Raw genomic sequence first — 23,338 nt, 5'->3', positions numbered from 1 at the left:
ATGCTTTAGAATACCAAATGCTGGATTAGTTATCAACTCTATTAAATATCTCGAAAATCGCCCTTTATCATATTCTATAAGTATGACGGACTTTATAATTTTCTTGAAAACTTTTATATATTTTTTTTACTATTTTCACTTTTTCGCGGTATTCTAAACTTCTGTAGTTTTTATTTAGTACGTTTGATAAAGCTTATTGTAATGATTTAAAATATTTATCTTAGTCAATTCAAATAATATTAATACGGAATGTAAAGATATAAATATTACATTATGCATTATAGAAAATTTAGCTTTTTGTTTTAATAAACAGTAGAATTTTTAATGCAAATATTACTATGGTTGATGACACTTAATTGATCTACACGATTATATGATATGTATTGTAGGTATCCTATTGCATATCAACATAACGTTATAAATTTAAAAATCTTCGCGTTTGTATTTAGAAAGAACATTTTATGACTGCAGATAATTCACAACAGATGGCAATGAAAATTGCTGAAACTGTCGATAATAAAATTGGCAAGGATGGCTTGATATCTTTGTGGTAAGAGACATAAGCTATGGAGTTGTCTGGAAGCTTATCTATTGTTACTAAGGAGCTTATCATTTTACATAGCAGGAAGAATGATAACGCTATTCACATGATAAAATATATAGAAATCTTTCTCTTAGTTTTAAGATGCAATAAACGTTGTCCATATTTTATCCTGTTAAAAAATTATCAATAATTAGGAGAATAATTTCATTCGATTTTTTTATCTCCTTTAAACGGTTATTAGTAGATAAAAAATTCTCTTCTAACCGATAAATTAAAAAAATAATGATTTTGTAAAAAACTCATAAGGTTTATATGTTATCTCTAGATATTACGCATCATCTCATTCAATACCAAGCATAACAATAGTGGGTATAAACAATGACATTTAATTTTTTCATCAACTTATTTCTATTTGTTATTTTTTTGTTATGGCTTGTTCAAAGTAAGAGGATGGAATGGAGCCTCTCATTACGTGTTATGCTGGGGCTTATCCTTGGCTTAATTTTTGGAAGTGTTTTGCAGGTTATTTATGGAGAAGGTGAAGCTACTTTGTTGAAATCTGTTGAATGGTTTAACATTGTTGGAGATGGCTATATCTTGTTACTACAAATGATTGTTATGCCATTGGTTTTTGTTTCTATAGTCTCAGCGGTTGCTCATTTGCATTCTATTTATGCTGTTGGTAAAATGAGTATAATGACAATTTCAATATTGCTCTTTACAACTGCCCTTTCAGCGTTGGTTGGTGTTTTGGTCGTTAATGTTTTTGAATTAACGGCGCATGGTTTGGTACATGAAGGGCAAAATGTTTCTGTTGCTCTCGAGGATCGTATTTCTCAACTTGGAGATATGAGTGTACCAAAAATGATTTTATCCTTGATTCCTAAAAATCCATTTGCTGAGTTAACTGGAGCCAAGCGTACATCAATTATCAGTGTTGTTATTTTTGCATCCTTTTTAGGAGCAGCAGTTCTTCTTTTAAAGAAAGATGATGCAGAAAAAGGGGAAAAAGCGCTTTTATTTATTCAAGTAGCACAATCTTGGACTATGCGGTTAGTCCGTATTGTGATTGCTTTGACTCCTTATGGTATTTATGCACTTATGACGAAGGTAGGAGCAACCTCGCATGTTACAGATATTTTAGATTTATTGGTTTTTATTATTGCTTCCTATGTTGGTATTATCCTTATGTTTGCAATTCATGGTGTGTTGCTCGGTGTATCAGGAATTAATCCATTCCGTTTTTTTAAAAAGGTTTTGCCGGTTTTAACATTTGCTTTTAGCAGTCGTTCAAGTGCTGCAAGTATTCCCTTGAATATTGAGGCTCAAACACAATGGATTGGTGTACCACAGTCAATTGCGAGTTTTGCAGCCTCTTTTGGAGCAACAATTGGACAAAATGGTTGTGCAGGTCTTTATCCAGCAATGCTTGCGACTATGATAGCACCATCGGTGGGAATTAATCCCCTAGATCCTACTTGGATTGCTACCCTTGTTGGTGTTGTAACGTTAAGTTCTATTGGTGTTGCTGGTGTTGGTGGTGGTGCTATTTTCGCTGCATTGATCGTTTTGCCAATTATGGGGCTTCCTGTTTCTTTGGTTGCTGTACTTATGTCTATCGAACCCTTAATTGATATGGGGCGTACAGCTCTAAATGTAAGTGATTCAATGTTGGCTGGAACTATAACCAGCCAGATGTTACGAACAACGGATAAAAGCATCTTTGAAAAATAGTTTTTATGTTGAGTCTATAGTTTTCTCGGTTGTTTTACTAAAACATCTGCAAGGGATGTTTGCGCAGAACCTGGCTGTAGAGGTTTTTGCTGATTTGGGTGAGGAGCCCAACCAGAGAGCCAGATGAAAGAAAAACATGCGCGAATGCGGCCATCAGGATCGCTAAATTGTTGTGCATAGATTTCAGCCGCGCGGAGAAAAAAACGCTTGGATACAGGACGTCGTGAGCGATTGATGAGCGCATTTTGCATTCCCATAGCTTTAAGGTCATGCATAAGATCAAACATTGTATTGTAGCGTATAGTGATATCTTCAATATCTGCTACAGGTAAAGCAAAACCAATACGCTGTAAAAGAGCACCTACATCACGAATGTCAGCAAAAGGATAGATTCTAGGGCTTGCTCCGCCATAGATTTCAATTTCAGTTTGTAGGAGGCATTCACGTAATTCTACTAGTGTACCAGCTCCAGCCATAACTGCTAGAAATAAGCCATCTGGTTTAAGGATATTTTTTATCTGACTTAGAACACCAGGGGTATCATTGGTTAATTGTAATGAAAGAAGTGAAACGATAAGGTCACAATAATTTTTAGGAAAATCAAGAATTTCTCGATGACGTAAATGAAATTTTTTATCATGGCTTTGATAAAGTATGTCGGTTTCAACGCGTTCTACGGAATGGACTTTTCCAGACTTCATTAAAATTTGCGCGGCAAGATCTGTATGACTGTGTAGATCTAGAGCTAATTTAAAGCGACGATCAACAGTACTGAGACGTTTATAGAGATCCTCAGATACATAAGACAGTAAAAAATCGTATCCCTTTTTTGCTTTTTGGAAAGCACGTTTACGGTATTGTTCAATACGGTCATAATCAAAAATTAAAGGATGTGACATATCATTAAAGTCTTTCGATCTGTAATATAGTTATATTTTGAGAAGGTTCATTTTTGGGCAAGCTTTGTGCAGTTTATGATGTGAAAGAAAAGAAATTTATAAAGAGTAAGAGTTTTTAAAGGAATTACAATTAGAAAATACAAAAGATTTTTTTTGAGCAGGGAAGCTATAAAAGCAGAATTTAGTGATGTTATGCTTTCAAGGAATGGCTTTAAATAGCGGGAATATATTGAGTAAGTTCATTGAGCACTTACTTACGGTTTTATATCCGCCCATTTGCCCTGGATGTAAGCAAAGAGTTTCTGCTTATGGCACGATTTGCTCCGAGTGTTGGAAAGGTCTCCAATTTATCACAAAACCTTATTGTCCTGTTATGGGAATACCTTTTGTTTGTGATATGGGGGATGGTTTTCTCAGTGGTGAAGCTCTTCAAAATTCTCTTCCTTTTTCGCGTGTTCGTTCGGCTATTGTTCATAAAGGGGTGGCGCAAGTTTTGGTAACGCGATTGAAATATGGTGATCATATAGAACTGGCATCTTTTATGGCTAATTGGATGCTTTTTGCTGGGCGCGAAATTATTGATGATTGTGATGTTATTATTTCCATTCCTTTGCATTTTCGTCGCTTTTTTAAAAGGCGTTATAATCAATCTGCTGAGCTTGCTCGTTATATTGCAGTAGCGCGGAAAAAGATTTTTAAACCCAGCTGGCTTGTGCGTTGTCGGCATACCCGTCCGCAGGTTAGTTTATCTGCTAGGGAACGAAAATTGAATATGCTAAATGCTTTTGAAGTGCCACGTAAAATTAAAAAATATCTAAAAGGACGTTCTATTTTGTTGATTGATGATGTTTTCACAACAGGTGCGACAGTTACAGCCGCAGCTGCAGCATTAAAATGTGCAGGTGCACGGCAGGTTGATGTGCTAACTTTTTCGCGTGTACTAAAAGAAGCTTCTATATTTCCTGATTTTTGAGGAAATTTTAAAGTTGACACTATTTGGAAAAAATTGGAGAATAATAGTATGAAAGAAATAAAACTTTATACACGTCCTAACTGTCCTTACTGTATGAAAGCACGTGATTTGCTTGATAAAAAAGGAGTCAAATACATAGATATTGATGCATCAACCTCTCTTCGCCAAGAAATGGTGCAGCGAGCAAATGGGCGCAATACATTCCCACAAATTTTTATAGGTGATTACCATGTTGGCGGTTGCGATGATCTTTACGCTTTAGAAAACAAAGGGAAGCTTGATTCTTTGTTGCAAGACGTATAGTAGTTGCAGATTACACCTAAGACTTTTTCGCAAGAAGCAGATAGTTGACGTCCATATCTTTTGAAAGATTCCAGCGGTCTTTTAATGGATTATAAGTAATGCCGATCTCATCAACGATAGTCAGAGCATTTTCTGATAAGAGGTGTTTAAGTTCCTGAGGTTTTAGGAACTTTTTATAATTGTGAGTTCCTTTTGGAAGCCAACGTAAAATATATTCAGCACCTACAATAGCCAGTCCCCATGCCTTCCATGTGCGGTTGAGTGTTGAGACAAACATCAATCCTTGTGGTTTGAGCATTTTTGCTGTGGCTGCTATGAAGAGGTTAACATCAGCCACATGTTCAACAACTTCCATGTTGAGGATGATATCAAATTGCTCCCCTTCATTGGCTAAGGCTTCTGCAGTAGTAGTACGATAATCAATTGAAAGGTTATTTTGGGCTGCGTGGATTTTTGCGACTTCAATATTCGTTTGCGCAGCATCAGCTCCGATAACCATAGCACCAAGGCGTACTATGGGTTCGCATAACAAACCGCCTCCACAACCAATATCAAGAATTTTCAAATTTTCGAAGGGCATAAGTGAAAGAGGATCGCGATGAAACTCTAAACAGATTTTTTCTCTAATGTAAGAAAGACGTGTTGGATTGAATTGATGAAGCGGTCGAAATTTTCCTTGTGGGTTCCACCATTCATCAGCAATACGCGAAAAGTGATTAATTTCACTTTGATCAATAGTGGTATGCGCTTCATTCATCATCACGTACGATTAATATAAAAACACAATAAAGTCAATATATTAATATGAATTTATAGTGTTTAAATCTTTTCAGAATTCACACTTTAATGTGTGATTTAATTGACCATTTTTTATAAAAATTACCATGCATGAACGAAATATAAAAAGCAGATGACACTACAAATATGATGATACATATAAGCAATTAAAGTAAATACAAACAAATATCATCATAACAGTTTATAATACAACTTTATCACAACACAAACCGCATTGTTAAAAGTTCAATTATTTAAAATTGTCGATAACATAAATTACATGTGTTTTTAGGAATCACATCTCGTTTTAATGGTTGTCTTGTTAATCACACATAAAATGCAAAAACTACAATTTTAAAAATTAGGGAATATAAAATCTATATCTATTGGTAGCATTTCCAGATTACAGTATTAAGGAGGGCAATGGTTTGAAATCGTTATAATGTCATAGATTTAATATCAAAATTCTTTTGTCAGTTTTTGTTAGTTCATTTAACACTGTATTTTTATAATTCCAAAGAATTGAAGAACGCGCAAGGGGTGTATACAATATTTTCTATTGGGTTGTATTTAGGGGAAACTTAAAAAAACATGTACATATATTCTTGCTTGTGCTGATTGAGGATGTTGAAAAACTCAAATTTTATAAGGAAAGTTTTAGGGTAGGCGACCGTTTAGATTTTGCAGAAGAAATAACGAAATATCTTATTGATCGAGTTCTTTCACACGGTGTTATCGATTCGGGTTGCCAAAATCTGCTTCACTTTTGACTTTTGATTTAGATACAATCCCTCTTGAGGTAGAAGAAAAAACTTTTCTTACCACGGAGAGTACAACAGCGCTTTTTAAGGATTTAGACTAGACAGTTTAAAAATCGAGGAAAACAGCGATTATATGGCACCCTATCAATTGTCAAATCGCGAAGTGCAAATTCATTATAGTGACAAAATCACCAAAAGTTGTCCACAATTTTATGTCGGAGTTTCTCTGTTAGTACTGGCATTTTTTGCTGCTGCCTGTGAGGTGGTCAAGATGAATGACGCGCATTATGATTTATTTCATATTGCTACTCTTGCTTTATTGAGTGATGCTGAGACCTTGCAGTTTTATAATCAAAGTTTCGCTATGGAAGATCATTTAGGTTTTGATAATAGTATTCAAAAAGATTCATCTTGAATACGCACTAGTTTTAGCTAAAGAAGTAGAAAAAGCCAAACAATTAAGCTACACTTTGATTGGACTGGTGGAGAAAAGCTTGCAATAAATTAAGCTTTTCCAACTAAGGGTAGCCTCATTCTTGGAAGAAAAAAATGGCAAGGTCTATTCGGAAAAAGGATAACAAATAGCTGCTCTTAAGAAATTTCAAAAAATTATAAAAAATAGGGCACTGCCCAAAGGCATTATCACCAATTGTGACGTATTACCTTGTCTCAGGCAGTAATATGAAGCTTTAAGGTGTTAACCTCAAGGCAGAGAAGATATGCAGTTTGTAGCAGGCAATTCTCTCATCGTTGCTTTAATGTAAGACTTTAGCAGCTATAATTTAAAGTGAGAAGAAAAGAATAGGGAAATTCTATGATATTCTGGTCTCTAATTCAAGTAAAATGATGAATAGTCTTTCTTGAAACTTCTCATAGTGTCTCCAAATACCGAAGTCTAGATGCATGATAATAACTCTTTGATCTGTATTGCTTTATGTCTAAAAATTCTAAATGTTCATTTCTTGGACTTCATTTAAATATTCTTGGAGTTTTGAAAAATCTAGAATGACTTCATGAGAAGGGGCATCTATTCTTTTTGCTTTCCTTCAAATTTCATAAAAGCTTATTTTTTCATCAATTCTAAAAAAGGCGATTCTCGATCATCTGTAAAAGGTGTAGTGGTATAATAAATGACACCATCTATCTTTCCATCTAGCGGCAAAATGTATGCACTGTATCGTTTGCAATTTTGATTGCACGTGGTCCCGTTCGTGTTTTGCAGTTATCATTTTTTATAGCTTGCAAGAAGCCCTTTTGAAGCAACAGTAAAGCTGATAAGTGCATAAAATAGGCTGGCAATGACGTTCCAACCGGCAAATGAGAGAAAAAGAAATCGCATGGGCGCTTCAGAACAAGAAGGAGGATGGATGTTGTTCAAATGGTTGAACAGTTGATTGACGTCTGTTGTTCTTCTCATTGCACTTAAACCACAACTGGAGGGAGCTGTCCAAAAGCCATATTCAATACCTGCGTGATATACCGCTAAAACAAGACTGATGGTCATTAAGACAAAAACACATAAAAATAAAAGTTGAACCCAAAAAGACATGCGAAAAAACCATGCCCCAAAACCTGCTAAAAGCAAAAATGGTATAGCACCATAATATGGAAAACGTTCAATAAGGCATAAATCACAAGGAAGATATCCTCCTATATGTTCAAAACCAAGTGCTAGTCCTATAGTGACTGACATGCAAAAAGCGAGAAAAAAAGCCCATAAACTTTGTTCTTTTCTGCTTGGTTCAAGATGAAAGTGCTTGTGCAAAATATGCTGAGAAGAAAAAATGTGTGCCATTGAGCATGTCCTTAAAAGAAAAGGTGTTTGTTCACAAAGGCTATGAAAATTCCATAGACCAATAGGAGAATAACACAACCAATCAGGACAATCCATTTGAAGTGATGGGTAAGAAAATTCATTGCTTGTTGTCCAAAACGTTGAATAAGCCACGCGAGAAGATAAAAACGAGCTCCCCGAGCAAAAATACAGGTAAGAATGAAAAGTTCAAGATGTACGCCTATAACACCTGCCAAAATCGTGACAATCTTGATAGGGGGAAGGTGTAAAAAACCTGAAGTTATCAGTAAAATTATAAGAAATTTCAGTGTTGCACTGTTCTGTAACGTTTGAAAGTTTTCAACTTGACCGTAAAATTCTAAAATCGGTTTAGCTATAGTGTCATAGGCAAAATGTCCAATGAACCAACCCACAATTCCTCCTAAAACAGAACATATGGTAGCAATAAAAGCGTATTGATAAGCTTGACGAGGATGGATAAGTGCCATCGGAATATACAAAACATCTGCTGGTATTGGAAAAACAGAACTTTCAATAAAGGCAATGAACCCAAGCCAGTGGGGAGCTGTGCGTCGATTCGACAAAGAAATTGTCCAAAGCTTTAATTTCTTTAATAGCATAAGAGCTTTCATAAGTCTAAGAAGTAAAGACTTTACAAATTGTACTCCATAAATCTGGAGAAGCAAATGCCTCATTAAGTTTGTGCTTTAGCTGTTGTTTGTAAATCAATTTCCAATCCTCATGCTATTACATACCTGAGAAAAAGATTAAAACGGTTCAGTATTGTAGAGTCAGTCTTAGCCTTATTGAGGTAAGTATATTGTGTAATTTGTTTGAGAAATTTCTGAAACGGAAAGACAGCCCCATTTTGAAAGGACATAAAGGCGTAAAGGTAAAAAAACAGTTCTCTATTATCTTCCTTTTTTCATTTTTAGGGTTTTCAAAAGCATAAGAAATGTATCGGTTAAACAAGTTCCTTCAAAGGATATATGATCTCCTTTCATGAAACTATAAGGAGTCGTTTCAATATGTATGGTAGCAATACAATAGACCAACAAGAAAATTTTGCTAGCATGGATATTATAACGGAATTTATATATCCTCTGGTTTAATCAGACCTGATTGCAAAAGCCGCGTGATAAAATTTCCTGCTTTGGTAAAGGAATTAGAGACACTACGAGAACTCAGGCTTTGTTCAAGATTTTACTCTAAAACATCGTTGATGTCATTAAGATAAAATCGATAATTTCAATCTGAATGTAAACAATCCCGAGCTTATTGGTTATCCTTTTGAAAGTTTTTGCAAAGGATTTTTATAAAGTTTGATAACAAAATTCTTTAAGATTTTCGTTTCTTCTTCAATATTTATTTTATCCAATTCAGCTAAGATATTTTCCATAGTTTGAGTGACTGCATTCATATGTACAAACCCATTTTCCTCAAAGATTTAAAACTATATATGCTATAAGATCTTGTGTTAGTCTCAAGTGTTTTCTTTTGCTCAACATTGTCATATAGTTTTTCTTTATTTCACGATGAAACGTATCAAAATATGCTTCGCTTTCCCCATCAGAGAGGATGTTTTTAAGATGGGTATGTGATTTTGTGAGATTTCTGCTACATTGTCTGCTTGATTACTTCTCATAATCTGTTATCTCAAATGTTTTCAGAAAAATTGTCTTGATATGTCTGATAGGATTTAATTTCTTCTGCTCGACGCATCACGCATCTCACTGCCTATATCACATCCACTTGGCTATTGCGCGGGTGTAGAAACAGTATTGCCTCAAGAGCAGGAATCTCCATCTCTTCTGAAAGACAGCGTACATTGCTTAATATTCGACAAACATTTTTACTGGCATTTTCTTTAAGCCAATCCGGTCCTTCATTGAGTGTCTTCATACTAAGTGTTCCATCAATATGCTTTACTGCACAGTCAAGAAAGAGAACAGTTTTCAGGAAATCATTTATATGAGATTTAATAATTTGATTGAATGCATTGCATATTTAGAGGTATTGATATCTTTGCAAAGAGATAAAACACTACGCATGGGCTCTGTATTATCATCAACAGCGGCTTTCTTATCTATTTTAGTAAGAGCTCGATAGCAGCCGATAATCTTTGCAGTGTCACTAAAAATGCGCGAGGGCACTGCTATGTATAGACGTTTTCCCCCTAATAATGCTGTTATAATGATCCTTGATAAACTCAGATTCACGGTTGTCTGTTTCCAACACAGCTCCAGTGGTATGATGGGGTAAAACTTACATTGAGTGGCACATAATCATCTCGATTACGTAGCTTCACAATCAGATCAATACCTATATCATTTTTATTTCAACCTTTATGTTCTCGCACTCATTTGTAATAAGACTAAACTTTTCATATTCTTTCTTGTACACAGGGGCTTATATCAAATTAAGCAATGACAATTTTTTAAAAGAAATTCGCCTATCATATGCCTCTTCTGTATAATTATGGTAAGATTCTACCAGAGAGCATAATGTTAAGTGGTTTTCTATTTATTCGTTGCTCTCCTTTTATTTGTTATAATTTAGTCGGATCGATTTTATCTAAGGCCAAGAGAAATTAATATAAACATAACTGAACTTGCACAAATGATAGATATTCTGTATGTGGAAAAGTACTTTGTTAATACAAAGTAAGTCCCTATTTCCATTGTTGTTTGAGATAAGAAATGTAAAGGTAAGAGTGTTATTGATGGCACGGATTGTTATGAAATTTGGCGGAACGTCTGTAGCAAACATTGAATGTATTCATAATGTTGCACGGCATGTCAAAAGAGAGGTGGATGCAGGCAATGAGGTTGCGGTTGTCGTATCCGCGATGGCTGGAAAAACCAATGAGCTTGTTCAGTGGACATGTGACGCTTCACCAATACACAAAGATACTTACGAATATGATGTAGTTGTTGCTTCTGGTGAGCAGGTAACAGCAGGTTTATTGGCTCTTACACTCCAAGCAATGGAAGTGAACGCGCGTTCATGGCTTGGTTGGCAAATTCCTATTCATACAGATGGCGCGCATAGCCGTTCACGTATTACAGATATTGATGGTTCTTTTTTAATACAGCGTTTTCAGGAAGGCCAGGTAGCGGTTATTGCTGGTTTTCAGGGATTAGGTCCGGATAATCGGATTTCTACCTTAGGGCGTGGGGGGTCAGATACGAGTGCTGTTGCTATAGCAGCCGCTATACAAGCTGATCGTTGCGATATTTATACAGATGTGGATGGTGTTTATACAACAGATCCACGGATAGAACCTAAGGCACGCCGTTTACCAAAAGTTGCTTTTGAAGAAATGCTTGAAATGGCTTCTCTTGGAGCAAAGGTTTTACAGGTTCGTTCTGTTGAATTAGCAATGGTTCATAAAGTCCGTACCTTCGTGCGCTCGAGTTTTGAGGATCCTGATGCATTAAGCATGGGTGATCCAATGAATTCTTCTGGAACACTTATTTGCGATGAGGATGAAATCGTGGAACAACAGAATGTTACTGGTATTGCTTTTGCTAAGGATGAAGCGCAAATTTCGCTCCGTCGACTTGCAGATCGTCCGGGGATCTCCGCAGCAATTTTTGGCCCCTTAGCTGAAGAGCGAATTAACGTCGATATGATTGTGCAAAATATTTCTGAAGATGGCTCAAAAACTGATATGACTTTTACTGTACCATCAGCAGATGTAAATAAAGCTGTTGCGCTTCTTGAGAAAAATCGCAAAGAGATTGGGTTTGATGTTATCCAATTTGAAAGTGATCTTGCCAAAGTATCTGTTATTGGTATTGGAATGCGCAGCCATGCAGGTGTTGCAGCTACAGCATTTAAGTCATTGGCTGAAAAAGGTATTAATATTCAAGCAATTACGACTTCAGAGATTAAAATTTCCATTTTAATTGATAGCGCTTATACTGAACTTGCGGTTAGAACATTACATGCTGTTTATGGACTTGAGAAGGGCTGACCATTTTTTAGTGCTAAAAAAATTCTAAATAATATTAAGCATTTATATGTGGTGAGAAAGAAGGAGAACGCTATACACAAGCTAGTGAGAGGAGAAATACACCACTTTTTCTAATGCATGTTACGTAGGAATTTCTATGAATATTGAGCTAGATTACATCAGATTATTCGCGCAATTATGCAAAACAGAGCTGATGAGATATATTCCATTAGTGATTTGCTTTTCTCAAATGATTGGTGGGAACTTTATAGGTATACTATACTCTTTTCATAAGAGTGAATAAAAATTGATAGGAAGATTTTGTGCAGCCATTGCTTATAAAAGAAATATTTTCAATTTAAAGAATACGCTAAAGCCTTCTTTTCCCTTAGCATACCGATTGTATAGCTCTTGGTTTATTTTCTATAGTCGGCTTTGGATATGAGTTTATTGACATCATACGCAGAAAAAAGTTTCTCATAGCTCTCAGTGAAGCACACGATATGCGCTTTGTTATCGAAGCTACAGTTTGCACAATAACAATAAGTTGAGATGTTTGAAATTATCACCTGCGATTTTAGTACAAACATTTGCAATAAACAATTCGTTCTGCATTGCTTATTTGTTAATTATTTCAATATACATTATCCATTTGATTAATCCATCAAAATTTTAATGTTTTAATAAAATGAAGGCATATTATTGGAACAAATTACGCATTGTTTTTGATTAAATCTCTCTTATAAAGTTTATAAATAGGGGTTAGGTTCAGGGGGAAAGCGCTTTTTAAAATGAGTACAAAAGTGCATTGTCACTTGGTTTATTGGGAGCTATGAGGCATTTTTTTATTGCGCTTGATGTAAATGACTCCATATCCAAGGCCGACAAGAGCAGACAAACTAGATCCACAAAGTACCCCGATTTTTGCGGAATCAAGCAAAATAATATCTTTAAAAGCAAGCATTGAAACAAAAATAGACATTGTAAAGCCAATTCCTGCTAAAAATCCAATGAGTAAAATACCTGTCCATGTCATATGAGGAGGTAGGCGGCATAGTCCTGATTTTACGGACAAATAACTAGCAGTGATAATACCAAAAGGTTTACCAACAAAGAGACCAATAACCACACCGGATACAATCAAGAATGACTCATGAGAAGAAAGGTCAAAATTTGTAAAACTAACACCAGCATTTGCAAAGGCAAAAATCGGCATTACGCCGTACGCGACCCATGGATGCAATGCTTTCTGAACACGTGTTACCGGAGCAATCATATCACGCTGTCCTTTACGCATTTTTTTCAACGCGGTTGAGATATGATTCAAGTCTGTTTTCGTATTTTTTTCTTGAAGAACTTGCATTGCGCTGCTTAACATTGTGAGCGGTGCTACAAGAGTTCGAGTAGGAAAAACTGGAGTCATCATACCTAGAATTACACCAGCAAGTGATGGATGAACACCTGTTACCATTAAGCCCCACCAAATGATTGCACCTGGTAGAACGTAAAGCCATGCTGATGCGAGGCCAATCCATTGAAAAAATAACACTAAAGCAATACCTACAGCTGCAATAACTAAACCATTAGGATCAATATTCGTCGAGTAGAAGAAAGCAATAATAAGAACAGCGATAATATCATCAATAATTGCTAAGGATAAGAGAATGATATGAAGATTAGAAGGAATTTTTTTTCCAAGAAGAGCTAGAATGCCTAGCGCAAAGGCAATATCTGTGGCCGTTGGCACAGCCCAACCGTGTGTATGTCCCCCGTTAAAGTTGAAGCTGAGATAAATAATTGCAGGGAAACAAACGCCACCTATTGCTGCAACAATTGGCAAAATTGCTTGTTTAAAATTAGCGAGAGCACCTTCATGAATTTCACGTCGGATTTCCATTCCAGCGACGAGAAAGAAAACAGTCATAAGGGCATCATTAACCCAAAAATGCAAATCCCATGAGAGGGTAAAATGGCCAAATTTAAAGCCAAAAGGTGTATGCAAAAAGGATTCATAGAGAGAAGCATATTCAGAATTGGCAAAAACGAGTGCAGCAGCGGCAGCTAATAAAAGCACAATGCCGCTGAGAGCCTCAATATGGAGAAAACGTTCGATAGCGGAAAGCGCTTGATTTGTAACGCGAGAAGCGCGATTAGGCAGGCGATTTGAAGATAAATCAGACATGAACAATTCCAAGTATCGACAATTTTACGAACATATACTCTTTGCGTAAACTACTCTATGACGCTCTCTCGTATCATACAAAAGAAACGAAGAGGAATAAAGCTCTTAAAAATTTATAGACAAGATTATCATCTTTAAAGTTAAGCATGTTTTTTTAGGGTGAAGCTTCATTTTTTACAGTTAAATGTACTTTGCTCAAAGCTGTGGATAAATCATTTTGTAGTGCGGATTCGAGATCAGCTATTGTAAGGACTTTATTATCTTTTGCTTTAATTTTAATGGTCAATGTTTGGGGATTTTTAGCAAAGTCACCAAAAGATTTTGAGATACTTTCAGCTTCATCATGATCTTTTAGAAATATTTTTGGACTTTGTGTCATCATCAGATAAAAATCATCATAGAGTTCTTGTTTGAGGTCATGTTTTCTATCATTAAGACTTTTTGCAAGATAAGAAAAAAGCTTATCAATGAAACCTGCATCAGTATAGCGTATGTCAATTTTATGAATTCCAAGATCTTGAGAGGCTGTAATCATTACATTTTTCTGACCAGAAAAGAGTTTTTCATCAACATTAATAACTTTAGCTGATATTTCCCCAGAGCCAACATTTTTTATGTTGAAAGTTATTGCATTCAGAAGTATCGTACGCTTTCTCTCATCGTAAGAAATATCAAGTTTTCCGGACATATCAAAGCGTTCAAAGTTCATTTTTTTGAGGAAGTCTAAGTCTTTTTCTTCCATTTTTTTAGGTAAAATTGAGAGGTTATCGAGAGAAAGAAAAAGTTTTTTTGGTATAGGCTGTTTCCACAAGCTTGGTTTGAATTGGAATGATCCAAGCATTGCTTTAAACTGCGGTATATCAACAGTGACATTATCAACTTTGGCATCAGCTGAGGTAATGGCAAAAAGTGTGTTTAGAAGAATATCATTCCGTGCTGTTTTTTCAGCAACAAGATTGTTTTTTTTCTTTGCGTTAAGATAAGCTTTGAACAATTTTTCAGGTGTTTGTTCGAGTGGCTTCATCTTTAGACCAGATGTTTTAAATTGGCCGAGAGAAAAAGAGGCATTTTGTTCTGTATCTTCAAAAATATCAACTATTATATTATTTAGAGAAATGAGACCTGTAATAGCTTCTCCTTGATTGAGAGCAGTATTCTTTCCGAAAATGATAGAATAAGCGTAATTGATGTCGATATCATGAGCCTTCATTGTACTGCTTTTGGCGGTAAGATGCATTTGCTTACCACCATTTGCGGCTGTCGTAGTAAGGTCCATATTTTTTATGCCAACAGAACGGATATGACCATTTTTAAAGCCAAAAAGCTGAAAATCTTTTATTTCAACTTTTTCGGTTAGTTTATTTTTATTTTTTATAGAAAGCAGTATATCTGGAGCAATAATTGATGCAAGTTCAATACGCGTAATTAATTGTAAGAGATGTGATGTGATCGCAGTGTTTTTTTCTTTTAAAGACACACCCTTAAGAGAAATTTGAGGAATTTGTATATGAATATTATTATGCTGTAGGTCAACATTATAAAGAGTAAAAGTCCCAGGAATAAAGGAAATAGGAGGGCGGGCAGAAACGGCACCAATTTTAAGTGATATGCCGGCAGGGGCTGGTAGTGTAACGTTTGTTAAATTGACTTTGCCTATAATACTGACTTCTGATGTCTCTGCTTTTATTGAACGGCGGGCTATTTCTCGTCTTACAAAACTGTCTATATAAGGTTTTGCCATATAAAAACTACCAACAACTATAATTGCCAGAATAGCAATAAATCCAATAATACAAGTTAGCCAGTATTTTAGTTTTTCTCGATACCCACTGTTAAGATTGCCCATCATTTTTTCTTTCGCTTTTATCATTTTTTATGAGAAGTGGAGATAAATTTCTTTAAGCAATGTAAAGGTTAAAATATGCGTGCACCAGTTTCAACAGTTATCTACTTCTAATCCTTTTACATGTAGAGGCATTCTAATATTTTTTACAATATGCTTTTATAAACTGTCACCAATTTTCTTTGGTTTTGGTATTTTATAAAAATTACTCACAGATATAAGGGAAGTATATGCTGATCATAATTTTTTATCGCTTTAAAACATTCTCAAGTGTACCCATGTCTGCTTTTATCTTGCTGCTGTTTATAGGAACAGTTAAAATATAAAATGGATGTTTTTTATTGTAATCTAACGGGGAGAGATGGGAGTCATGACAGAAAATCAAATAATGGCTTTTTCTATCATTGGTCTTATGATGATTGTTTTTATTTGGGATCGATTCCGTTATGATCTTGTTGCTATTTGTACATTATTGATTGCTTGTAGTGTTGGCCTTGTCAGTCCGAAGGAGGCGTTTAGCGGTTTTAGTAATGATATTGTTATTATTGTAGGAAGTGTGTTTGTTGTTAGTACGGCTGTATCGCGTTCTGGTATAATGGAATTTATTATTCAACGGATATGGGCAGATGTGAAGTCAGTGCGTTTTCAATTGGCTTTTTTAGTTATTTCTGTAGTGGTTTTATCGATGTTTGTTAAAAACATTGGTGCTTTAGCTATCATGCTTCCGATTGCTTTTCAATTTGCTCGTCGTTCTCAGGTTTCACCTTCTGTCTTTTTAATGCCCATGGCATTTGGTTCTTTGTTGGGCGGTCTTATGACGCAGATAGGGACTTCTCCAAACGTTGTCATTTCAGCTATGCGAGAACGTCTAACTGGGATTCCTTTTACTATGTTTGATTTTACACCGGTTGGTGCAGCTGTTGCTACTGCTGGTGTATTATATTTGGTCTTTTTTTCTTGGCGTTTACCTGTGCGTGTACGTTCAGGTGTATCTTTTGATGATGCTATCGATATTCGTAACTATGTTTCGGAAGTACACATTCCAACGAACTCACCGATTGTGGGAAAAACTATTGTTGATCTCGTTAAACCATCAGGTGGAGATGTGATGGTAATTCAAATCATCAGAAATGCAGTATCTATATCGCCATTACCAGATTTTATTTTATCTGAAAACGATATTGTTTTGCTAGAAGGTTCGCATACAGGATTAGAAAGTGTTATGAATTTTGCTCGCTTAGAATTTTCTACGGGGCGAATTATTTCTACGGGTGATAAGGATAGTGATATCGATATTATTGAGGCTGTCATTACACACAATTCCCCCCTTATTGGTATCAGTGCGAAAGCGTTTTTGCTATTTGATCACTATGATGTAAATTTGCTTGCGTTAAGTCGTCAGCATGAAAGGGTACGGGGAAGGCTTGGTGATATTGTTTTCCATCTTGGAGATGTGATTGTTTTGCAGGGACAGGATATGGTTATTCCAAATTTATTACGGGAGTTGAAATGTTTACCTTTAGCAAAACGTAATATTGTATTTGGCAATTTACGACATGGTTTCGTATCTTTAGCTATTCTCTTTATAGCAATCATTTTTACAGCTTTTCATATCGTACCAGTTGCCTTTTCTTTTTTTTCTGCAGCAGCAGCAATGGTTATCTTTCGAATTTTGCCAGCACGTGATTTATATCAAGCATTAGATGGCCAAATATTAGTATTATTAGCAACACTTATTCCCGTAAGTGAAGCGCTAGAAAAGACAGGATGCACAGATCTCATAGGTCAATGGCTTAGCCAATTGGCGGTATTTTTCCCACCATCTGGTGCATTAGCACTTATGTTAATTACAGCCATGTTGGTAACACCATTTTTGAATAATGCAGCGACAGTTATGATGGTAGCTCCCATTGCGTCAAGTTTTGCTCATTCTCTTCATTATAAGCCTGAAGCTTTTTTGATGGCTGTTGCAATTGGTGCAGGGTGTGAGTTTCTCACACCTATTGGGCATCAAAGTAATATGCTAGTGATGGCACCAGGGGGATATCGTTTTAGTGATTACCCACGCTTTGGGGCTCCATTGGCAGTATTGATAGTTATCGTTGCTGTTCCAATGCTCATGTGGATTTGGCCATTACAATAAAACATTTTCAGATACCGTAAGTATCAATTACAAAAGGTTGTCAATCGAATGAAGCTAAATTGCAGAGATACACTTCTTGTAAAAGATTTTTTTATGAATTGGTTTCCTATTGTTTAAGTAATTATACAACTGAGAATTTTGAAAAGTACAATGTAATCATTGCTTTTAAGATTTTTAAAGAGAGATTTCTGTCATACAACGAGGAGGGGAGCACAAATAGCTCTTGAGATTATAGGCAAGTATGTATGGTGGATGTTAAGGCTGTGATAATTTTTTTACAAAATTTTAAAGAGATGTAAAAACTATAATATGAACTAAAAAGCAATTATATCGTTTTTTGTTGATACAGTTGCAAAAGTTCAAGCGATTCAGATATGCATCTATTTGAAATTAATGAGCTCGTAATTTTAGGTTTTTTGGTTGATTAGGGCTACCATCTTTGTCTATTTACGCGTAAAAGCACAGAAAGTAAATTTTTTCCAAGGTATGAACCATGTCATATGATAGTTTTATTGCTGAAGTTAATGCTGAATTTCGTCAGGAAAAAGCTCTTGCGTTTTGGAGACGTTATGGTATTTCGGTTGTTGTTGCTGCCATTATTTTTGTCCTGATGATCGTCATTTATCAAATTTATCATCATGAGCAAATAAAGAAAGCTGGATATATTGGTGATGCATTTGTAAAAAGCCTTGATTTTGCGGATACACGTCATTTTGATGAAGCTATGAAGCAATTGGAAAGTGTTAAAGTCTCTAACTTTGGAGGGTATCCTTTTCTGGCTCGTTTGCGTGAGGCTTCTTTACTCATGGAACAAGGTGATGTTGTCAAATCAGTGGAGGTCTTTGATTCTGTCGCGGACGATGAAAAAGCACCGCAAATTTTGCGGAAAGTTGCAAAAATTCGGGCAGCTTATATTTTGGTTGATACAGGGACCTTAGATGATGTCAAAAAGCGCGTCAAAGATATGGAAAATGATATTGATCCTATGCGGATGTCTGCTAGAGAGGTTTTGGGTTTAGCAGCATATAAAGCGGATAAAATAGATGAGGCAGTTGATTATTTTCGAAAGATTTCTAAAGAAGGTGCGCTCGGATTAAAAATAACAGATCGAGCTCGGATTATGCTTGAGCTTATGCAAGCTGAAGGCAAGGCAAATAAGGAATAAATTTATGAGCCTTACCATTGCTATAGTTGGTCGCCCCAATGTTGGGAAGTCAACACTCTTTAATCGTTTGGTTGGGCAAAAATTGGCTTTGGTTGATGATAAGCCAGGTGTGACTCGTGATAGGCGTATTCATGCGGCAAAACTTCAAGATCTGCGTTTTGATGTAATTGATACGGCTGGGCTGGAAGAAGCAGGTGATCATACACTTGAAGGTCGTATGCGCTCTCACACAAAGGTTGCCGTTGATGAAGCGGATCTCATTTTATTCATGTTTGATGCAAAGAGTGGAGTAACGCCGAGTGATTTAAATTTTGCTTCATTGGTTCGCAAGTCAGGAAAACCGATTGTGCTTGTTGCTAATAAGTCCGAATCAAAAGCAGCCATGGGAGGAGAGTATGAAGCGTGGTCATTAGGTTTGGGGGAACCTTGCCCAATATCTGCTGAACATGGTTTAGGTCTTTCAGATCTTCGTGATGCAATTATCGATGCTATTGGTAAAGAGAAAGCTTTAAAGAGTAGGATCAAAGAAGAACATACTGCTGTACAGCCTGTATCTGTTGGTTATGATGTGGATGATTTTGAGGAAGAGGACTCTGTTTACGATGAAAGTAAACCCATCCGAATTGCGGTTGCTGGTCGTCCAAATACAGGAAAATCAACCCTCATCAATAGGATGTTAGGACAGGATCGTTTGTTGACAGGGCCTGAAGCGGGGCTTACACGCGATTCCATTTCTGTAGATTGGGAATGGAACGGTCGTCATGTTAAGCTTTTTGATACTGCAGGCTTGCGTCGAAAATCAAAAATTCAAGAAAAATTAGAAAAACTTTCCGTTGCGGATACTTTACGTGCAATTCGTTTCGCAGAGGTTGTAGTGATCGTTTTTGATGCAACTGCGCCTTTTGAAAAGCAGGATTTACAAATTGTTGATCTTGTGATTCGTGAAGGACGGGTTCCGCTTATTGCTTTTAATAAATGGGATCTTATTGAAAATAGGCAGGCAACATTAATTGATTTGCATGAAAAATGTACTCGTCTTCTCCCTCAGGTTCGTGGTTTGAGAGCTATCCCTTTATCGGGTCAATATGGTCAAGGCATTGATAAACTGATGGAAAATGTCATGATAATGCACTGTGTATGGAACCGCCGTATTTCTACGGCTAAATTAAACAGATGGCTTGAAACGGTTGTTACGCATCACCCACCACCTGCGATTTCGGGGCGCCGCCTTAAGGTTAAATATATAACACAGGTTAAAACACGTCCTCCTGGATTTGTGATTTCTTGTTCACGACCAAAGGTAATGCCTCAATCATATGTACGTTACCTTTCCAATGAATTACGTGATACATTTGATATGTTTGGTGTACCAATTCGCATATCATTACGAGCATCTGATAATCCTTTTGCAGCACGCTCCGGAAAGACATGAATTATCCTAATGCAAGAGTAGTTATAACAACTAGCGCCAAGCAAAGAATATTTTGCTGGCTTGCGTAAAGGAAAACTTAATATCTATGAAATTGTAGGTCAGATGCTAATTTGCGGCGGACTATGCAAATAAAAAACAAAACTATTTTTTCATTTATTAATATTTCAAGTACAAGGAGAAGGACTGAAAAAGTTGATTACAGTTATACAAAGTAGTTTAGAACTTGTGTTTAAAATCCTATTTACGTAATCTTACTGTATAACGGATATTAAATTGTAGAGCTATGTTATGCATTAAAAGATGTAGAAGTCATCATCGATGATAGTCTATTTACTAATGATGGATGAAATGTACAATATTTGGCTTGTTGAGGAGGATATTTTCCCAGAATGTTTTTAGAGCTGCGGCGTGAGAGCAGATATGGGTTGCTAGAGGTAAGGTGGAAACATATTATTTGCAGGTGAGACTGATTGTTTTAAGGTGCATTAGTAATTGGATGTATAAAATTGAAAGATACGTTATTCATGCGATAAATTGTGATAGATTTCTTTTAGCGTCTTGACGAATAAATTCAGGAACAATATGATGTCCAAGATTTTATGAGATACGTTTTTACTTTGCTTTTTGACTAAGGAGCCAATTATGGTGGAGGGCGGTGAGCCCGTTGTACCACGGGAAGGAGCTGAAGAAAAAGAGCAAGGGGGGCGCTTTCATTCAGAGGATTTAGAATGTCGGAGTGAAAATTTAGGTAGAGCTTTAATGCGTAAGAAAGCATTAGAGAAGCAGAAGTGCGAGAATGAGGGAGGAGAGTCACAAGGGAGGGTAGCGCATGCGATTAAGCTTTCCAGTGAGTTTCTGGCGAGTATTATTGTAAGCGTTGTTTTGGGGTTGGGATTTGATAAGTTAGCAGGTTCATTACCATGGGGGTTGGTGTTTTTTCTTTTTCTTGGATTTGCTGCTGGTGTATTGAGTGTTCTTCGAACTGTGGGGTATATCCCTTACAGTCGATTAAGGAAAAAAGGCGTATTGCGCCCAGATAAAGGGACCGATAAGAGGTCCGATAAATGAGGTTGAAGTGACATCACACGCTCCAGATCCTATCCATCAATTTGAGGTTTCGCGGCTGATAAAGATTTCCATAGGAGATATGGATTTATCGTTTACAAATGTATCATTTTTTATAGTAGCTACAGTTGTTGTAACTTCAGTTTTTCTCTTCATTTCATCATCAAGTCGTGGGCTAGTTCCAACGCGAATGCAGTCTTTTTCAGAAGTTGCGTATGAATTTGTAGCGTCGACTTTACGAGAATCATCTGGTGTGCAGGGAATGAAATTTTTTCCTTTAGTTTTTTCCTTGTTTACTTTTATTTTGGTTGCTAACTTTATTGGTCTTTTCCCCTATTTTTATACAATTACCTCTCAGATTATGATTACGTTCTCATTGGCTATGGTAGTAATTTTGACAGTGATTGGTTATGGTTTTTATAAGCATGGAGTCAGTTTTTTGAGATTGTTTGTTCCCAGTGGTGTGCCTGTTGTGGTTTTGCCTCTGGTTACGATGATTGAGGTTATTTCGTTTCTTTCTCGTCCTATTAGTCTTTCACTTCGTCTTTTTGCTAATATGCTTGCTGGTCATATTACTCTCAAAGTATTTTCTGGTTTTATTGTTTCAATGATTGGGGTAGGGATTGTAGGTGTTGGTGGTTCGGTTTTGCCGCTTGTCATGACCGTAGCGATTACTGCTCTTGAATTTTTGGTTGCATTTCTTCAGGCTTATGTCTTTACGGTTCTGACTTGTATGTATCTTAATGATGCAGTTCATCCAGGACATTAATGAAATTGGCGGTTTTCCGTCGAATAGTATAATTTCGCTAAAAGGAGAATAATATGGAATTAGTGCTTGCAGCAAAATATATTGGCGCTGGTCTCGCTTGCTTTGGTATGGCGGGGACAGCTTTGGGCCTTGGAAATATTTTTGGTAGCTATCTTTCTGGGGCATTACGCAATCCATCAGCAGCAGATAGTCAGTTTGGTCGTCTCGTCTTTGGTTTTGCTGTGACGGAAGCTTTGGGTATTTTTTCATTGCTCATTGCTTTGTTGCTTCTTTTTGGGGTTTGATTATTGTCTTAAGGGGTTTCTTGTTTTCTATAAAGAGAGGCAGGTATCCCCCTTTTTTCTTAACGGAAAGAGCGTTAGTTGATTGTCATCGGTTGTTGGGGGGCTTTAATAAGTTTTTTGAAAGATGAAAGAAAATGTTTGTTTCCAACGCTTATGCACAGACTACTGAAACGCCTATAGAACATATCAAGAATATGGCAGAGCATGCGGATCGTGTGTTTCCGCCTTTTGATTTTGTGTATTTTGGTTCGCACTTTTTTTGGCTGGCAATTTCTTTTGGTTTTTTTTATCTCTTTATCTCTCGTGTAATTGTACCGCGTATTGGTGGTGTTATTGAAATACGTCGAGATCGAATCGCATCTGATTTAGATCAGGCAATGCGTATGAAGCAGGAAGCAGATACCGTAGTTGAAATTTACGAGCGGAAATTGGCTGAGGCTCGTTTGCGGGCTCATGATATAGCGCAAGTGGCGAGTGAAGAGTTAAAAGAAAAGATAGAGCTTGAACAAAAGGAAATTGAAGAAAGTTTAGGAAAAAAGTTAGCAGATGCTGAAAAACAGATAATAAAGATTCGTGATAAGGCTATGCAAAATGTTGGCTCTATTGCCGAAGAAGTAGCTCTTGAAATCGTGAAAAAATTGACTGATGTTAATATGAGCAAAGAGGCTGTTCGTTCAGTTATTAAAGTTGCTGATTACTGAAGGATACAAG

At 36.4% G+C, this 23,338-nt stretch carries 21 protein-coding genes; 13 read left to right on the top strand and 8 right to left on the bottom strand.

Going from position 1 to position 23,338, the window contains the following annotated elements:
• Window positions 1-922 precede the first annotated feature (922 nt).
• A complete protein-coding gene (locus tag MCO_RS05525) occupies window positions 923-2,278 on the top strand; it encodes an L-cystine transporter (protein WP_007553151.1) in 1,356 nt (451 codons plus the stop codon).
• Window positions 2,279-2,292: 14 nt separating this feature from the next.
• Here MCO_RS05525 and MCO_RS05520 read toward each other — a convergent pair whose 3' ends face one another.
• Complete coding sequence (locus MCO_RS05520) at window positions 2,293-3,177, bottom strand: methyltransferase domain-containing protein (RefSeq protein ID WP_007553150.1); 885 nt, start codon at window positions 3,175-3,177, stop codon at window positions 2,293-2,295.
• Window positions 3,178-3,364: 187 nt separating this feature from the next.
• Between MCO_RS05520 and MCO_RS05515 the strand changes: the two genes are divergently transcribed.
• The gene (locus tag MCO_RS05515) at window positions 3,365-4,150 is read left to right on the top strand and encodes a ComF family protein (RefSeq protein ID WP_007553149.1); all 786 of its coding nucleotides are present in this window, start codon (window positions 3,365-3,367) and stop codon (window positions 4,148-4,150) included.
• A 48-nt stretch (window positions 4,151-4,198) separates the two neighbouring features.
• Entirely contained in the window at window positions 4,199-4,453 is a 255-nt protein-coding gene (gene grxC / locus MCO_RS05510; RefSeq protein WP_007553148.1) for a glutaredoxin 3, read from the top strand.
• Window positions 4,454-4,469: 16 nt separating this feature from the next.
• Here the strand turns inward: grxC and ubiG are convergent, their stop codons facing one another.
• Complete coding sequence (gene ubiG, locus MCO_RS05505) at window positions 4,470-5,213, bottom strand: bifunctional 2-polyprenyl-6-hydroxyphenol methylase/3-demethylubiquinol 3-O-methyltransferase UbiG (protein ID WP_007553147.1); 744 nt, start codon at window positions 5,211-5,213, stop codon at window positions 4,470-4,472.
• A 622-nt stretch (window positions 5,214-5,835) separates the two neighbouring features.
• On the opposite strand from ubiG, the gene MCO_RS11560 reads away from it, so the two are divergent.
• Together MCO_RS11560 and MCO_RS05500 are read left to right on the top strand one after the other, a co-directional pair.
• Window positions 5,836-6,000: a hypothetical protein gene (locus MCO_RS11560; protein ID WP_371137039.1), complete on the top strand. Its 165-nt coding sequence runs from the start codon at window positions 5,836-5,838 to the stop codon at window positions 5,998-6,000.
• A 124-nt stretch (window positions 6,001-6,124) separates the two neighbouring features.
• Window positions 6,125-6,406, top strand: a complete 282-nt coding sequence (locus MCO_RS05500; protein ID WP_007553146.1) for a hypothetical protein — start codon at window positions 6,125-6,127, stop codon at window positions 6,404-6,406.
• Window positions 6,407-7,216: 810 nt separating this feature from the next.
• Here MCO_RS05500 and MCO_RS05495 read toward each other — a convergent pair.
• From MCO_RS05495 to MCO_RS10595, 4 genes are all read right to left on the bottom strand, one after another.
• Entirely contained in the window at window positions 7,217-7,786 is a 570-nt protein-coding gene (locus MCO_RS05495) for a disulfide bond formation protein B (protein ID WP_007553144.1), read from the bottom strand.
• A gap of 11 nt (window positions 7,787-7,797) precedes the next feature.
• Entirely contained in the window at window positions 7,798-8,406 is a 609-nt protein-coding gene (locus MCO_RS05490) for a YqaA family protein (protein ID WP_040298955.1), read from the bottom strand.
• A gap of 662 nt (window positions 8,407-9,068) precedes the next feature.
• Window positions 9,069-9,206, bottom strand: a complete 138-nt coding sequence (locus tag MCO_RS11185) for a hypothetical protein (RefSeq protein ID WP_007553141.1) — start codon at window positions 9,204-9,206, stop codon at window positions 9,069-9,071.
• 317 nt (window positions 9,207-9,523) lie between these two features.
• Window positions 9,524-9,688, bottom strand: coding sequence for a hypothetical protein (locus MCO_RS10595; protein ID WP_007553140.1), 165 nt, complete (start codon window positions 9,686-9,688; stop codon window positions 9,524-9,526).
• Window positions 9,689-10,508: 820 nt separating this feature from the next.
• Here MCO_RS10595 and MCO_RS05480 point away from each other — a divergent pair.
• Complete coding sequence (locus MCO_RS05480; protein WP_007553137.1) at window positions 10,509-11,765, top strand: aspartate kinase; 1,257 nt, start codon at window positions 10,509-10,511, stop codon at window positions 11,763-11,765.
• 799 nt (window positions 11,766-12,564) lie between these two features.
• Here the strand turns inward: MCO_RS05480 and nhaA are convergent.
• Entirely contained in the window at window positions 12,565-13,926 is a 1,362-nt protein-coding gene (gene nhaA / locus MCO_RS05475) for a Na+/H+ antiporter NhaA (RefSeq protein WP_007553136.1), read from the bottom strand.
• 154 nt (window positions 13,927-14,080) lie between these two features.
• Complete coding sequence (locus MCO_RS05470; protein ID WP_040298954.1) at window positions 14,081-15,772, bottom strand: hypothetical protein; 1,692 nt, start codon at window positions 15,770-15,772, stop codon at window positions 14,081-14,083.
• 367 nt (window positions 15,773-16,139) lie between these two features.
• Here MCO_RS05470 and MCO_RS05465 point away from each other — a divergent pair, with 367 nt between their 5' ends.
• From MCO_RS05465 to MCO_RS05435, 7 genes are all read left to right on the top strand, one after another.
• Entirely contained in the window at window positions 16,140-17,912 is a 1,773-nt protein-coding gene (locus MCO_RS05465) for an SLC13 family permease (RefSeq protein WP_007553134.1), read from the top strand.
• A gap of 493 nt (window positions 17,913-18,405) precedes the next feature.
• Window positions 18,406-19,077, top strand: a complete 672-nt coding sequence (locus tag MCO_RS05460) for a tetratricopeptide repeat protein (RefSeq protein ID WP_007553133.1) — start codon at window positions 18,406-18,408, stop codon at window positions 19,075-19,077.
• A gap of 4 nt (window positions 19,078-19,081) precedes the next feature.
• Window positions 19,082-20,509 carry a ribosome biogenesis GTPase Der gene (gene der / locus MCO_RS05455; protein WP_007553132.1) on the top strand — a complete coding sequence of 476 codons (1,428 nt, stop codon included), beginning with the start codon at window positions 19,082-19,084 and terminating at the stop codon, window positions 20,507-20,509.
• 642 nt (window positions 20,510-21,151) lie between these two features.
• Window positions 21,152-21,577, top strand: a complete 426-nt coding sequence (locus tag MCO_RS05450; protein WP_007553130.1) for an AtpZ/AtpI family protein — start codon at window positions 21,152-21,154, stop codon at window positions 21,575-21,577.
• 7 nt (window positions 21,578-21,584) lie between these two features.
• A complete protein-coding gene (locus MCO_RS05445; protein ID WP_007553128.1) occupies window positions 21,585-22,343 on the top strand; it encodes a F0F1 ATP synthase subunit A in 759 nt (252 codons plus the stop codon).
• Between the two features lie 53 nt (window positions 22,344-22,396).
• Window positions 22,397-22,627 carry a F0F1 ATP synthase subunit C gene (locus tag MCO_RS05440; RefSeq protein ID WP_004860748.1) on the top strand — a complete coding sequence of 77 codons (231 nt, stop codon included), beginning with the start codon at window positions 22,397-22,399 and terminating at the stop codon, window positions 22,625-22,627.
• Between the two features lie 134 nt (window positions 22,628-22,761).
• Window positions 22,762-23,328 carry a F0F1 ATP synthase subunit B gene (locus MCO_RS05435; protein WP_007553126.1) on the top strand — a complete coding sequence of 189 codons (567 nt, stop codon included), beginning with the start codon at window positions 22,762-22,764 and terminating at the stop codon, window positions 23,326-23,328.
• The last annotated feature ends 10 nt before the right edge of the window (window positions 23,329-23,338 follow it).

The sequence above is a fragment of the Bartonella sp. DB5-6 genome, from assembly GCF_000278115.1.
In the GTDB taxonomy this organism is placed as follows: domain Bacteria; phylum Pseudomonadota; class Alphaproteobacteria; order Rhizobiales; family Rhizobiaceae; genus Bartonella; species Bartonella refiksaydamii.
The sequence above is the reverse complement of the archived record's forward strand: the minus strand, read 5'-3'. Positions and strand labels throughout refer to the sequence as shown.

Excerpts from the sequence above, each read along its gene's own strand:
- MCO_RS05450 (WP_007553130.1), top strand. The coding sequence starts at position 21,152 with ATGGTGGAGGGCGGTGAGCCCGTTGTACCACGGGAAGGAGCTGAAGAA.
- MCO_RS05490 (WP_040298955.1), bottom strand. The coding sequence starts at position 8,406 with ATGCTATTAAAGAAATTAAAGCTTTGGACAATTTCTTTGTCGAATCGA.
- ubiG (WP_007553147.1), bottom strand. The coding sequence starts at position 5,213 with ATGATGAATGAAGCGCATACCACTATTGATCAAAGTGAAATTAATCAC.
- MCO_RS05460 (WP_007553133.1), top strand. The coding sequence starts at position 18,406 with ATGTCATATGATAGTTTTATTGCTGAAGTTAATGCTGAATTTCGTCAG.
- MCO_RS10595 (WP_007553140.1), bottom strand. The coding sequence starts at position 9,688 with ATGAAGACACTCAATGAAGGACCGGATTGGCTTAAAGAAAATGCCAGT.
- MCO_RS05480 (WP_007553137.1), top strand. The coding sequence starts at position 10,509 with ATGGCACGGATTGTTATGAAATTTGGCGGAACGTCTGTAGCAAACATT.
- MCO_RS05520 (WP_007553150.1), bottom strand. The coding sequence starts at position 3,177 with ATGTCACATCCTTTAATTTTTGATTATGACCGTATTGAACAATACCGT.
- MCO_RS05525 (WP_007553151.1), top strand. The coding sequence starts at position 923 with ATGACATTTAATTTTTTCATCAACTTATTTCTATTTGTTATTTTTTTG.
- MCO_RS05465 (WP_007553134.1), top strand. The coding sequence starts at position 16,140 with ATGACAGAAAATCAAATAATGGCTTTTTCTATCATTGGTCTTATGATG.
- grxC (WP_007553148.1), top strand. The coding sequence starts at position 4,199 with ATGAAAGAAATAAAACTTTATACACGTCCTAACTGTCCTTACTGTATG.
- MCO_RS05470 (WP_040298954.1), bottom strand. The coding sequence starts at position 15,772 with ATGGGCAATCTTAACAGTGGGTATCGAGAAAAACTAAAATACTGGCTA.
- nhaA (WP_007553136.1), bottom strand. The coding sequence starts at position 13,926 with ATGTCTGATTTATCTTCAAATCGCCTGCCTAATCGCGCTTCTCGCGTT.
- der (WP_007553132.1), top strand. The coding sequence starts at position 19,082 with ATGAGCCTTACCATTGCTATAGTTGGTCGCCCCAATGTTGGGAAGTCA.
- MCO_RS05500 (WP_007553146.1), top strand. The coding sequence starts at position 6,125 with ATGGCACCCTATCAATTGTCAAATCGCGAAGTGCAAATTCATTATAGT.
- MCO_RS05440 (WP_004860748.1), top strand. The coding sequence starts at position 22,397 with ATGGAATTAGTGCTTGCAGCAAAATATATTGGCGCTGGTCTCGCTTGC.
- MCO_RS11185 (WP_007553141.1), bottom strand. The coding sequence starts at position 9,206 with ATGAATGCAGTCACTCAAACTATGGAAAATATCTTAGCTGAATTGGAT.
- MCO_RS05495 (WP_007553144.1), bottom strand. The coding sequence starts at position 7,786 with ATGGCACACATTTTTTCTTCTCAGCATATTTTGCACAAGCACTTTCAT.
- MCO_RS05515 (WP_007553149.1), top strand. The coding sequence starts at position 3,365 with ATGTTATGCTTTCAAGGAATGGCTTTAAATAGCGGGAATATATTGAGT.
- MCO_RS05435 (WP_007553126.1), top strand. The coding sequence starts at position 22,762 with ATGTTTGTTTCCAACGCTTATGCACAGACTACTGAAACGCCTATAGAA.